Consider the following 12,763-nt stretch of genomic DNA (forward strand, 5'->3'; position numbering starts at 1 on the left):
GCTCGCGGCCAGCGACGGACTCCGGCGGCACACCGGTGCGTCACCCCCGGACCGGGGCCGGTCGGCTGCCAGGATGGACGCCGATGTCCGCTGCCGGATCCCCTTCCCTGCCCGCGGGCGCCTTCTCCCGGCGCACCCTGCTCGCGGCCGCCCTGGTCGGCACCGCGGCGACCGCGGTGGCGTGCACCGCCGGCGACGGCGGCGACCCGGCCGACGCGGTCACCCCCCGGCAGGCCGACCAGCTGGCCGCCCAGCTGGCCGTCCAGCGGACCCTGGTGGACGCCTACGAGCAGGCCCTCGCCGCCGACCCCCAGCTGGCCGCCGTCGCGCAGCCCCTGGCCGAGCAGGCCCGCACGCAGCTCGAGCGGCTGCGGGCAGCGGCCCCCGGGGCCGGGGACGGCACCACGCCCCCGGCCGGCGTCGGCCCGGACCCGGACGGGGCGCGGGCGTGGCTGCGCGCCCGGGTGGCCACCGCGGCCGACGCGCACACCGTCGCGGCCCCGACCTTCAGCGGCGCCCGCGCCGCCCTGCTGGGCAGCATCGCCGCCGGGCTGCGCGGCCAGGACGCGCTGCTGGCCTGACCGGTCCGGGGGCGCCTGGACGACGGAGCTGGACGACGGAGCCGGACGACGAGACACGACGAGACGGAGGGCAGCGCGATGGCCGAGGGCACCGACGGCGGGGCACCGGCGAGCGGGTCGGCGACCCCGGCCGACCGGGAGGCGACCGCGCTGCAGGACGCGCTGGCGGCCACCCGCACGGCGATCTGGGGCTACGGGGTCGTCGGGGCCGCCTGGCCCGAGGGGGACCGCGCCGTGGTGGCCGCGGCCGAGGAGGCGCACCGGGACGTCCGCGACGCCCTGCTCACCCTCCTGGCGGCACGCGACCTCGATCCGGTCCCCGCCCAGGCGGCCTACGCGTTGCCCTTCCCGGTGCTCTCCCCGGTGGATGCCGCGGCCCTGGCGGCCACGCTGGAGGAGGGCACGTCCCGCGCCTGGACGTGGCTGCTCGCCCAGGCCGCCGAGCAGGCGACCCGCGAGTTCGCCGTGGCCGAGCTCACCACGGCCGAGCTGCGCGCCGTCGGCTGGCGCACGGCGGCCGGCCGGACACCGGTCACCAGCGCCCTGCCGGGGTTGTAGGCCTCAGCCGAGGTTGCCGAGGAACGTGTCGGCGACGGCGACGGCAGCGCTGCTGGACTGCCCGGCCTCCACCAGGACGGCGAAGGCGATGTCGCCCTGGGGGCCGCCGAGCTGGTAGCCCATGAACCAGCCGTGGGAGTCCGGCGGCGTGCTGGTGCCGAACTCGGCGGTGCCGGTCTTGCCGAAGACCTGACCGCGGTCGCCCAGCGCGGTGGCGGTGCCGCTGAGCACGACCTCCCGCATCAGCGGCCGCAACTGGTCCAGCACGGCGGCGCCGGGCCCGGCCGGTGCCGGGCCGGCGGGCTCCGCGCCGACGACCTCCACCGGGGCGGCCGGGGTGCCGCTGGCGATGCCGGCCGCGACCAGCGCGAGCTGGGCCGGGCTCATCAGCACCTCGCCCTGGCCGATGGCGTCGGCGGCCTTGGTGGTGCCGGTGCTCGTGCTGGGCACCTGGCCGCTGAAGATCCCGACCGGGAGGTCCCACTCCGCGCCGACGCCGTAGGCGGCCGCGGCCTGGGACAGCGCGCCGTCGGGGAGGGTGAGCGCCTGCTGGATGAAGGTGGTGTTGCAGGACGCGGCGAACGCCTCGGTGAAGGGGACGGTGCCCAGGTCGAACTGGTCCTCGTTCTCGAACTCCCGGCCGTCGACGACCGTCGTCCCCGGGCAGGGCACCGGCGTCTGCGGGGTCAGCGCCCCGGCGCTGAGCAGGGCCGTCGCGGTCATCGTCTTCATGCTCGACCCGGGTGGGAACCGACCGGACAGCGCGAACGAGGGGTTGGCCGCCTCGTTGGAGCTGACCGCGAGCAGCTCACCGGTGCCCGGGCGCACCACGACCAGGTGGGTGGCCAGCGGCTGGGTGGCGACCGCGGCGTCCGCGGCGTTCTGCAACGCCGGCACCAGCGGCGTCTGCAGCGGGGTGCCGGGCACCGGGTCGACGGTGGCGACGACCTGGCCGGCGTCGGCGGTGGCCTCGTCGCTGCTGACCACCGAGACGGTGAACCCGGGGGTGCCGGTCAACTGCTCCTGCGCCTGCCGCTGCAGCCCGGAGAGGCCGAGCTGGTCACCGGCGGCGTAGCGCGGCCCGCCGTCGGCCGCGCTCTCGTCCAGCACCTCCTGGGTGGCCGGGCCGACCCGGCCGAGCAGCCCGACCGCGAACCGCGGCGAGGGGGCCAGCAGCCGGGTGCTGGTCGGGAAGACCGCCCCGGGCAGGTCGTAGACCTGGGCCCGGATGGCCTCGAAGTCCGGCCGCCGCAGGGTGATCACCGGCACGAACTGGCCGGCCGGTGCGGCCTGCACGTCGGCGACGATCGCCGCCGCGTCGACCCCCGTCGCCGCGGCCAGTCCCTGGGCCAGCCCGGGGAGGTCGGTCACCTGGGCGGGGTCGACGCCGACGTTGACCACCTCGGTCTCGGCGAACAGCGGGGCGCCGGCGCCGTCGGTGATCGGCGCGCGCTCGGGCAGTGCACGCTCCAGCCGGAGGTGCTGGCCGGCGGCGAGCTCGGGGTGCACCGTCGTGGGCTCGGCGACCACCTCCCAGCGGTCGTCGCGCTCGGTGAGCGCGAGGGTGGCCGGGTACTCCCAGTCGGGGGCCGCGGTCAGGTCCCAGGTGGCCGTCCAGTCGACGGTCGCCGCGCCGTCGTCGGCGACCTGCACCTCGCCCACGTCGGCCGACAGCTGGGCACCGGGCAGGTCGGCGGCGGTCTGCTCCAGCAGGGCCGTGGCGGCCGCGGGGTCGGTGGTCCGGCCCGCCGCACCGGCCGTGTCGCCGGACGTCCAGTCCGCCAGGAACGCCTCGGCCGCGGCTCGGACATCGGCGGAGGAGTCCCCCGAGCAGCCGGCCAGCAGGGGTCCGAGCAGCAGCACCGCCGCCCCCGCGACCGCCGTCGCCCGTCCCGCCGTCGATCCCGTCGCCGTTCCCCGTGCGCGCACCCACCCACCCTGGCAGACACCGGCCGTCCAGCCGAGACCGTCGCACCACCCGCCCCTCGACTCACAGGGGCGGCAGGGCTCAGAAGAGGACCGAGGCGTAGGTGCCGACCTGCTGGAAGCCGACCCGCTCGTAGGCGGCGCGCGCGACCCGGTTGTAGTCGTTGACGTAGAGGCTCACCACGGGGGCGATCGCCGTGCGCGCGTACTCGACGACGGCGGCGGTGCCGTGCCGGCCGATCCCCTGCCCCCGCAGGTGGGGCGCGACCCACACGCCCTGCACCTGGCAGGCCGCCCGGGAGACCGCGCCGACGTCGGCCTTGAACAGCACCTGACCGTCCTCGATCCAGGCCAGCGCCTGCCCGGCCCGGACCAGCTCGGTCACCCGGGCGCGGTAGCCGGCGCCGCCGTCGACCCGCAGCGGGCTGACCCCGACCTCCTCGGTGAACATGGCCACCGCGGCGGGCAGCAGGGTGTCGAGCTCGGCGAGCCGGACCGGGCGCACCCGGGCATCGGGGGCCACGGCCGGTGGGCCGTCGATGGCCAGCAGGGGCTGGTGGGCCCGGACCTCGCGCGCCGGGCCCCACGAGGGCTCCAGCAGCTCCCACAGCGGCAGCACGGCCGCCGCCGGCCCGACCACGGTCGAGCAGCGTCGGCCGGCGCGACGGGCGCGCGCGGCGAAGGCGGTGGCCGCGGCCTGCTCGGCGCCCGGACGGGCGAAGGGGATCAGGTTCGCCCCGGCCAGGCAGACGGCGTCCAGCCGCCGTCCCGAGTACAGGCCCCACAGCGGGGCGCCCAGGGCGGCGGCCGCCGTCCCGTAGACCTCGACCCGGCCGGCCAGCATGCAGGCCGCGACCGGGTCGGTGGCCAGCAGCTCCCGGACGGCGGCCTCGTCGGCGGCCTCCAGGACCCGTGCCGACGGCGCGCGCAGCACCAGGCTCCCCCGTTCCGGTCCGGTGGGGTCAGGAGACGTTGACGACGGGCGGCCCCGAGGGGGTGCCGTCGGCCACCTGCTCGGCGGCGATGCGCATGGCCTCCTCGATGAGGGTCTCCACGATCATCGACTCCGGCACGGTCTTGACCACCTCGCCCTTGACGAAGATCTGGCCCTTGCCGTTGCCGGAGGCGACACCGAGGTCGGCCTCGCGGGCCTCGCCCGGCCCGTTGACGACGCAGCCCATGACGGCGACGCGCAGCGGCACCTCCATGCCCTCCAGCCCCGCGGTGACCTCGTCGGCGAGCTTGTAGACGTCCACCTGGGCCCGGCCGCAAGACGGGCAGCTGACGATCTCCAGGCCGCGCTGGCGGAGGTTGAGCGACTCCAGGATCTGGTTGCCGACCTTGACCTCCTCCGCCGGCGGGGCGGAGAGGGAGACCCGGATCGTGTCGCCGATGCCCTGGGAGAGCAGCGCACCGAAGGCGACCGCGGACTTGATGGTGCCCTGGAAGGACGGGCCGGCCTCGGTCACCCCCAGGTGCAGCGGGTAGTCGCACTGGGCGGCCAGCAGCTCGTAGGCGCGCACCATGACCACCGGGTCGTTGTGCTTGACCGAGATCTTGATGTCCCGGAAGTCGTGCTCCTCGAACAGCGAGCACTCCCACAGCGCCGATTCGACCAGCGCCTCCGGGGTGGCCTTGCCGTACTTGGCCAGCAGCCGCTTGTCCAGCGAGCCGGCGTTGACGCCGATCCGGATCGGGGTGCCGGCGTCCTTGGCCGCCCGGGCGATCTCGCCGACCTTGTCGTCGAACTTCTTGATGTTGCCGGGGTTCACCCGCACGGCGGCGCACCCGGCGTCGATCGCCGCGAACACGTACCGCGGCTGGAAGTGGATGTCGGCGATCACCGGGATCTGCGACTTCCGGGCGATGATCGGCAGCGCCTCGGCGTCGTCGGTGTCGGGCACCGCGACCCGGACGATCTGGCAGCCCGAGGCGGTCAGCTCGGCGATCTGCTGGAGGGTGGCGTTGATGTCGGCGGTCTTGGTGGTGCACATCGACTGGACGCTCACCGGGGAGTCGCTGCCGACACCGACGCCCCCCACGTCGAGCTGACGGGTCTTGCGCCGGGGCGCGAGGACCGGTGGAGGAGCTGCGGGCATGCCGAGACTGACGGGGGTCGCCATGCCGGTCAGTATCCCCCTGCCCGCCACCCCGGCGCCGCCGCGTCGGGTGTGACCGTCACCGTGCCGGTCGGCCGCGCCGGTCAGCGCAGCGTGATCGGGTTGACCACGTCGGCGACGACCAGCAGCAGCGACAGCAGCACGAAGGCCCCGGCGACGACGTAGGCCACCGGCATCAGCCGGGCGATGTCGAACGGGCCGGGGTCGGGCCGGCCGCGCAGCCGGGCGACGGTGGACCGGGCCTTCTCGTACAGCGCGCCGGCCACGTGCCCGCCGTCCAGCGGGTACATCGGCAGCAGGTTGAACAGGAAGAGGATGAGGTTGAGGCTGGCCAGCATCCCGACGAAGAAGCTGATCTTCGTCGTGGTGGTGAAGCCCTCGAAGGAGAACGCCTCGCCGGAGAGCCGGCCGACACCGACCAGCCCGATCGGCCCCTCGCGGTCGCGCTCCTCGCCCATGAACGTCGCCCGGAACAGCTGCGGGATGCGCTCGGGGATGCCGATCAGCCGCTGCACCGACTCGGTGACCACGTCGCCGAAGAAGCCGGGCAGCCGGCTCAGCGGCTGCCGCACGTACGTCTCCGCGGACTGGACGCCCAGGTACCCGACCTCGGCGATCGCGTCGGGGCTGCCGTCGCCGTCGGGGTCGGTGTAGACGGTGTTCCGGATCGGGGTGACGGTCAGCTCGAACTGCCGGGTGTCCCCGTCGTCCTCCCGGGCGACGGTCAGGTCCAGCGGCTCGCCCGCGCTGGCCTGGACGGTGTCGACCAGCGCGTCCCAGGCGTCCTCGGGTGCCTCGGGCAGCGGCTCACCGTCGACGGCCAGGATCGTGTCGCCGGCCCGGAGACCCGCCTCGGCGGCCGGCCCGGCCGGGGGCAGCGCGCAGTCGGCCGAGCCTTCGTCGCACAGCTCGCCGGCCGGGGTGATCGGCACCTGGCACGGATCCTCCGCGGTCGCGCTGGCCGCACCGGCGGGGAGCACGCACGCGGGCACGGCCTGCAGGGTCGGGCTCACCGTCGGCAGGCCGATCCCGAGCAGCAGGACCAGGAAGAGGAGGACGGCCAGCACCAGGTTGTGGAACGGCCCGGCGGCCATCACGATCACCCGCTGCCACCAGGGCTTCTTGTAGAACACCCGGTTGCCGTCGCTGGGCAGCACGTCGTTGAGCGCGGCGCCGCGGACCTCGGCGATGAAGCTGCGCATCCGGGTGGCGCGCTTGCTCTCGCCCTCCTCGGCCGGCGGGATCATGCCGACGATCCGGATGTAGCCGCCCAGCGGGACGGCCTTGATGCCGAACTCGGTCTCCCCGCGGCGGCGCGACCACACCGTCGGGCCGAAGCCGACGAAGAACTGCGGCACCCGCATGCCGAACTTCCGGGCCCAGAAGTAGTGCCCGAACTCGTGGAAGCCGATGCTGAACAGCAGCCCGACGGCGAAGGCGACGATCCCGAGGACCGTCAGCAGGAACCCGCTCAGCTCAGCTCCCTTGTCCGATGCCCTGGCCTCGAGTGTTGTGGCCGATGGCGGCGCGGGCGTGCTCCCGGGCCCACCTCTCGGCGGCCAGCACGTCCTCGACGCAGGTGGGTGCGCCGAGGTCCGGCGCGGCGTCGAGGGTACGCGCGATGACCTGCACGATCGCTGGGAACGACAGGTGTCCGGCGGTGAATGCCGCGACCGCCTCCTCGTTGGCCGCGTTGTACAGCGCCGGGACGACGCCGCCGGTCTCACCCGCCTGCCGGGCCAGCCGCACCGCCGGGAACACCTGCTCGTCCAGCGGGGCGAACTCCCAGGTGCTCGCGGTCGACCAGTCCAGCGCCGGCTGCACGTCGGGCAGCCGCTCGGGCCAGGCCAGCGCCAGCGCGATCGGCAGCCGCATGTCCGGAGGGCTGGCCTGCGCGATCGTGGCGCCGTCGGTGAAGGTGACCATCGAGTGCACGATCGACTGGGGGTGCACCACCACGTCGATGTCGGCGTACGGGATGCCGAAGAGCAGGTGCGCCTCGATGAGCTCCAGGCCCTTGTTGACCAGGGTGGCCGAGTTGATGGTGACCACCGGCCCCATGTCCCAGGTGGGGTGGGCGAGCGCCTCCTGCGGGGTGACGCCGGCGAGCTCGGCGGCGGTGCGCCCGCGGAACGGGCCGCCGCTGGCGGTGAGCACCAGCCGGGCCACCTCCCCCTCCGCGCCGGCCCGGAGGCACTGGGCCAGCGCGGAGTGCTCGGAGTCGACCGGCACCAGTTGGCCGGGGGCGGCCGCCGCCGTCACCAGGGCCCCACCGGCGACCAGCGACTCCTTGTTCGCCAGGGCCACCGTGCGCCCGGCCGCGAGCGCGGCGAGCGTCGGGCCCAGCCCGATGGACCCGGTGATGCCGTTGAGGACGACGTCGGCGGGGCGGGCGGCGAGCTCCTCCGCCGCCCGCGGGCCGGCCAGGATCTCCGGCAGCGCGTACCTGCCCTGCGCCCAGCCCCGCTGCTGCGCGGCCGCGTAGAAGGCCAGCTGGAGGTCCTGCGCCGCGGTGGCCCGCGCGATCGCCACCGTGCGCACGCCCAGCGTCAGCGCCTGCTCGGCCAGCAGGGCGACGTCGCCGCCGCCGGCCGCCAGGCCGGTGATCTGCAGCCGGTCGGGGTTCTGCCGGGCGACGGCGATCGCCTGCCGGCCGATCGACCCGGTCGACCCCAGCACGGTCACGGTCCGGGGTTGGCTGCTGCGGATCTCACTCACGGACCGATCCTGTCAGGACCCGCCGCACCGTCCGCCGGGTGCGCGCCGGCCGCGCCTGGCAAGATGGCGCCCGTGAGCGAGCACAGCGGCCGGGGACAGGGCCACCAGACCAGCGCCCGGGTGGTCGAGCAGTCCGAACGTGAGGAGGGCATCGTCCGCGCGGGCGAGGCCCCCATCACCCACGAGACCCCCGAGGACTGGGGGTGGCACGGCGAGGCCGGCAAGTGGGGCCGCATCGGCGGCTGGTTCATGGTCCTGGTGGTGCTGGCCTTCCTGTTCGGCAACCACGACGGCCAGGTCGAGAACCTGTGGATCGTCGGCTTCGCGCTGTACCTGGCCGGGCTGCTGGTCTGGGACGCGCGGCGGCGCAAGAACGCCTGGCGCTCACGCTGAGGAAGGACCTCACTGCTCCCCACGACTCGCAGGCTCGCCGCGGTCCCCTGCAGTGAGGCCTGACCGACCGGCCCGTCCCCTCCGGGGGCGGGCCGTCGTCGTCCCCGGGCAGGTCAGGCGACCGAGACGCCGATCGCCAGGCCGATGAGGTAGGTGGCACCGGCCGCCAGCGCGCCGAACAGCAGCTGACGGAGCCCGGCGGACCACCACGGGCGCGGGGTGAAGCGGGAGGAGAGGGCGCCGGCCACGGCCAGGCCCAGTCCGCCGCTGGCCAGCGCGGCCCACAGCAGCGGGAAGCCCAGCAGGTAGGGCAGCACGGGTACCAGCGCCCCGACCGCGAAGGTCAGGAACGAGGAGACCGCGGCGACCCGCGGCGAGGGGCGGTCGTCCGCGCTCACCCCCAGCTCGGCCAGCACGTGCAGCCGGAGGGCGGCCTCCGGGTCGCGGGACAGCTGGGTCGCCACCTGGTCGGCCAGGTCGTCGTCGACGCCGCGCTCGCGCAGCAGCGCGACCAGCTCGGCCCGCTCACCCGCGGGGTTGCGCTCGAGCTCACCGCGTTCCTTGGCGACCTCGAGCTCCAGCTGCTCGTTCTGGGTGCGCACGGAGGTGTACTCCCCCAGCGCCATCGAGATGGCCCCGGCCACCAGGCTCGCCACCCCGGACAGCACGACGGTGCGCGCGGCCGCGCCCCCGGCGCCCACGCCGGCCACCAGCGCGGTGTTGGTGACCAGCCCGTCCATCGCGCCGAAGACCGCCGCGCGCAGCCAGCCGCCGGAGACGTCCGCGTGGGTGTGCTCGGGGGCGCCTGGCCCCGGGAGCACCCCCGGGGCGGTCACGCCTGGTCCGACTCGGACCCGAGCGGGACACCCTCCTCGACCCCGGGGGTCGCCACCGCGACGCTGGGCACACCCTCGACCCGGTCGGCAGCGGCGAGCTGCCCGCAGGCGCCGTCGATGTCCTGGCCGCGGGTGTCGCGCACCGTCGTCGGCACGCCGGCGGCGCGGAGCCGGGCGACGAACTCGCGCTGGGCCGGCAGCGGGCTGGCGTCCCACTTGCTGCCCGGGGTCGGGTTGAGCGGGATCAGGTTCACGTGCGCCAGCCGCTTCGCCAGCAGCTTCCCGAGCAGGTCGGCCCGGAACGGCTGGTCGTTGATGTCCCGGATCAGCGCGTACTCGATCGAGTACCGGCGACCGGTGCGGCGGGCGAAGTCGTCGGCGGCGCCGAGCACCTCCTCGACGTCCCAACGGGTGTTGATCGGCACCAGCGTGTCGCGCAGCTCGTCGTCGGGGGCGTGCAGGCTGACCGCCAGGGTGACGTTGAGCCCCTCCTCGGTGAGCTTGCGGATGGCCGGGACCACCCCGACCGTCGAGACGGTCACCGAACGCTGGGCCAGGCCCAGCCCGTGGGGAGCCGGGGTCAGCAGCGCATCGAGCGTCTTGCGCACCCGGGCGTAGTTGGCCAGCGGCTCGCCCATGCCCATGAAGACGACGTTGGACAGCCGGCCGGGCCCGCCGGGGATCTCCCCGTTGGCCATCGCCGCGGCCGCGGCCACCGCCTGGCCGATGATCTCCGCGGCGGAGAGGTTGCGGGTCAGGCCGCTCTGGCCGGTGGCGCAGAAGGGGCAGGCCATGCCGCAGCCGGCCTGGCTGGAGATGCACACCGTGGCCCGGTCCGGGTAGCGCATGAGCACGCTCTCCACCAGCGCCCCGTCGTGCAGCCGCCAGAGGGTCTTGCGGGTGCGGCCGCCGTCGGCGGACTGGTGCCGCACCGGCGTGAGCAGCCCGGGCAGCAGTGCCTCGGTGAGGTCGGCGCGGGCCGCTGCCGGCAGGTCGGTCATCAGCTGCGGATCGGTGACGCCGGCGTAGTAGTGCCGCGCCAGCTGGTCGGCGCGGAACGCCGGCTGGCCGAGCTCGGCCACGGCGGCGCGCGCCTCCTCGCGGGTGAGATCGGCGAGGTGGCGGGGCGGCTTGGTGCGGCGCGGGGCGTCGAAGACCAGGGGGAGAGCAGTCATGGCGTCCTCCATGCTCCCACTCCCCCGGCCTCCGCGGTGCCCGCGCACCGTGAGATGGCTCCCCCGGTGGGGTCAGCGGGCCAGCGCCGCCGCGAGCGGGAGGTCCTGCTCCGGCGTGTCCGGGCCGGGCGGAGCGGGCGGCGTGGCCGGGCTGCCGCCGGACGGCGGCGCGCTGGTCGTGGGCATCGGCGGGCTGGTCGACTCGGGAGTCCCGGTCGGGGTCGGCGCCCCGGGCGTCGTCGGAGTGGACGTCGGCGTGTCCGTCGGGGTCGGGGTCGGCGTCGGGGTCGGGGCCGGCGTCTGGATCGGCGTCGGGAGCGGCACCCCCGGCGGGGGGGCGGTGACGAGGGGCGGGGCCGGCGGCAGCGGCGGGACGGACGGCAGCGGGGCCGGCGGGCCCAGCGGGACCGGCGGCATGGCCCGGCGGGTCACCGGCCCGGTGTTCACCGCCGACGGCGGAGGCGGAGCCGGGGCCGCGGGGGGCTGCATCGACGGTGCGACGACGGGCCGCTGCCCCGCGGGGTCGACGACCACCCGCGCCGGGGCACCGCGGAGCTGTGCGTCCCCCCGGGCGGCCACCGCGGGACGGGGCTCGGCCTGGGCAGTCACCGGGGCCGTGGCCGTCGCGGTTGCCGGGGCCGGGGCCGGCAGGGTCGGCTCCCCCGCGGGGGGCACCGTCCGGTCGGCTCCCGGTACCGCGGTGGACCGGCCAGGGCTGCTGGGCGAGGAGCTGGGCACGCTCCGCCCGGGCGTCCCGACGGTGTCCCGGGCGACCGCGGCCACCGTCGGCTCCGCGTCGTCCCCACCACCGAGTGCGGCGACGATGCCGAACACCCCGGCGATCAGCAGGACCAGCAGCGGCACCAGGATCCGGGCCCGACGGCGCGGACGCACCGGCGGGCTCACCACCGACGGCACCGGTGGGGCGGCCGGCAGTGCGGCGGCCGGCGCGGCCGCCGGGGTGGGCGGCCACGCGGCGGCGGCCTCGACCGCGAGCAGCTCGTCGGCGAGGCGGGCGGCGGCCTGCGCCACCTCGGCGCGGACGGCGGCCCGCTCCTCCTCGGCCCGGCGCAGGGCGGCGAGCTCCGCGTCGAGCTCGGCGGCGGCGAGGATCAGGTCGGTGCGCTGCGCGGCGGTGCCCGGCTCGGGTTCCGGCTCCACCGTCTCGGGCTCTGTCGTCTCGGGCTCTGTCGTCTCGGGCTCTGTCGTCTCGGGCTCTGTCGTCTCGGGCTCTGTCGTCTCGGGCTCTGTCGTCTCGGGCTCTGTCGTCTCGGGCTCGACCACCTCGGGCCCGACCACCTCAGGCTCGACCGCTTCGGGCTCTGTCGTCTCGGGCTCGACCGCCTCGGGCTGGACCTGGTCGGCCGCGGCCTCCTCGGGGGCCTCCGCGATCCAGCTGGGCAGCCACGCCTCGTCCCAGGCGTCGCGCGGCTCGGGCTCCACGGTGGGCTCGGCAGGCTGCGCGGGCTCGGCGGCTTGCGGCGCCGGCAGCTGGTCGGAGGAGGCCCTCGGCCCGGCGTCCGGCGGGGCCTCGACGGCGTTCGGGACGTCGCCGACGGCAGCTCGCGGCTGCGACAGCTCCTGGCCCGTCGCCCGCGAGCGCTCGACCTCCGGTCGGCGCGACCCCACACCCACTCCTCACCGGCGACCGTGTCCCCGGCCGCCGGAGCGCGACCGGTCCCGTCCACCGTGGCTGCGATGCTCCCGTGCGAGGGGCCGCCGGCCCGGCGTGACGGGGCGGTCACATCTGACGACGCGCGTCAGACCTTTGGTGAGGTCTCGCCAGCAGCGGTGCCCGCGGCGTGCTGCCGGATCCAGGTGTGCATCGCGATACCGGCGGCCACCCCGGCGTTGAGCGAGCGGGTGGAGCCGTACTGGGCGATGGAGACGGTGAGCGCCGCCCCGGCCGACGCCGCCGGGGTGAGCCCGGGCCCTTCCTGCCCGAACAGCAGCAGGCAGGCGCGGGGCAGCTCGACCGTCTCCAGGGGCACCGCGCCCGGACCGTTGTCGACCCCCACCACGACCAGGCCGGCCGCGTCGGCGTGGGCGAGCAGCGCCGCCACGTCGGCGTGGTGGCGCAGGTGCTGGTAGCGGTCGGTGACCATCGCCCCCCGACGGTTCCACCGGCGCCGGCCCACCACGTGCACCTCCGCGGCGAGGAAGGCGTTGGCGGTGCGCACCACCGTGCCGATGTTCAGGTCGTGCTCGAAGTTCTCGATCGCGACGTGGAACGGGTGCCGCCGGCGGTCGAGGTCGGCGACGATCGCCTCCAGCCGCCAGTAGCGGTACCGGTCGACGACGTTGCGCCGGTCACCGGCGGCGAGCAGCTCCGGGTCGTACCGCGGATCGGCAGGCCAGGGACCGGGCCACGGCCCGACCCCGACCGTCGACCCCCACTCGGTGGGTCCCGGTCCGCTCTCCCCGTCCCCGGCGTCCTGCTGCTCGGCCACCGGCGC

At 76.0% G+C, this 12,763-nt stretch carries 12 protein-coding genes; 3 read left to right on the forward strand and 9 right to left on the reverse strand.

The genetic code is table 11. The features are described 5' to 3' along the window. The first annotated feature begins 83 nt into the window (after positions 1-83). Complete coding sequence (locus ACI79U_RS07585; RefSeq protein ID WP_457066308.1) at positions 84-581, forward strand: hypothetical protein; 498 nt, start codon at positions 84-86, stop codon at positions 579-581. Between the two features lie 78 nt (positions 582-659). Continuing rightward, complete coding sequence (locus tag ACI79U_RS07590) at positions 660-1,139, forward strand: ferritin-like domain-containing protein (protein ID WP_457066310.1); 480 nt, start codon at positions 660-662, stop codon at positions 1,137-1,139. A gap of 3 nt (positions 1,140-1,142) precedes the next feature. On the opposite strand, the gene ACI79U_RS07595 is transcribed toward ACI79U_RS07590, so the two are convergent. The 5 genes from ACI79U_RS07595 to dxr all read right to left on the reverse strand — a co-directional run bounded on the left by ACI79U_RS07595 (position 1,143) and on the right by dxr (position 7,903). Continuing rightward, positions 1,143-3,068 carry a penicillin-binding transpeptidase domain-containing protein gene (locus ACI79U_RS07595; protein WP_457066312.1) on the reverse strand — a complete coding sequence of 642 codons (1,926 nt, stop codon included), beginning with the start codon at positions 3,066-3,068 and terminating at the stop codon, positions 1,143-1,145. A 79-nt stretch (positions 3,069-3,147) separates the two neighbouring features. Further along, entirely contained in the window at positions 3,148-3,999 is an 852-nt protein-coding gene (locus ACI79U_RS07600) for a GNAT family N-acetyltransferase (RefSeq protein WP_457066314.1), read from the reverse strand. Positions 4,000-4,027: 28 nt separating this feature from the next. Beyond that, entirely contained in the window at positions 4,028-5,188 is a 1,161-nt protein-coding gene (gene ispG / locus ACI79U_RS07605; RefSeq protein WP_457066316.1) for a flavodoxin-dependent (E)-4-hydroxy-3-methylbut-2-enyl-diphosphate synthase, read from the reverse strand. Positions 5,189-5,268: 80 nt separating this feature from the next. Continuing rightward, entirely contained in the window at positions 5,269-6,660 is a 1,392-nt protein-coding gene (locus tag ACI79U_RS07610) for a M50 family metallopeptidase (protein WP_457066540.1), read from the reverse strand. Between the two features lies 1 nt (position 6,661). After that, on the reverse strand, positions 6,662-7,903 hold the full coding sequence (gene dxr / locus ACI79U_RS07615; protein ID WP_457066318.1) for a 1-deoxy-D-xylulose-5-phosphate reductoisomerase: 1,242 nt from the start codon (positions 7,901-7,903) through the stop codon (positions 6,662-6,664). A gap of 63 nt (positions 7,904-7,966) precedes the next feature. Between dxr and ACI79U_RS07620 the strand changes: the two genes are divergently transcribed. Next, positions 7,967-8,296 carry a DUF2631 domain-containing protein gene (locus ACI79U_RS07620; protein ID WP_457066320.1) on the forward strand — a complete coding sequence of 110 codons (330 nt, stop codon included), beginning with the start codon at positions 7,967-7,969 and terminating at the stop codon, positions 8,294-8,296. Positions 8,297-8,409: 113 nt separating this feature from the next. Here ACI79U_RS07620 and ACI79U_RS07625 read toward each other — a convergent pair whose 3' ends face one another. From ACI79U_RS07625 to ACI79U_RS07640, 4 genes are all read right to left on the reverse strand, one after another. After that, the gene (locus ACI79U_RS07625) at positions 8,410-9,132 is read right to left on the reverse strand and encodes a VIT1/CCC1 transporter family protein (RefSeq protein ID WP_457066322.1); all 723 of its coding nucleotides are present in this window, start codon (positions 9,130-9,132) and stop codon (positions 8,410-8,412) included. Next, positions 9,129-10,307, reverse strand: a complete 1,179-nt coding sequence (gene rlmN / locus ACI79U_RS07630; protein WP_457066324.1) for a 23S rRNA (adenine(2503)-C(2))-methyltransferase RlmN — start codon at positions 10,305-10,307, stop codon at positions 9,129-9,131. The genes ACI79U_RS07625 and rlmN overlap by 4 nt, the downstream gene beginning before the upstream one ends. Positions 10,308-10,379: 72 nt before the next feature. After that, positions 10,380-11,936 (reverse strand): hypothetical protein, encoded by a 1,557-nt coding sequence (locus tag ACI79U_RS07635; RefSeq protein ID WP_457066326.1) that lies wholly within the window; start codon positions 11,934-11,936, stop codon positions 10,380-10,382. A gap of 131 nt (positions 11,937-12,067) precedes the next feature. Further along, positions 12,068-12,757, reverse strand: a complete 690-nt coding sequence (locus ACI79U_RS07640; protein ID WP_457066328.1) for a TrmH family RNA methyltransferase — start codon at positions 12,755-12,757, stop codon at positions 12,068-12,070. Positions 12,758-12,763: the final 6 nt, after the last annotated feature.

The organism is Modestobacter sp. SYSU DS0904 (assembly GCF_054051115.1).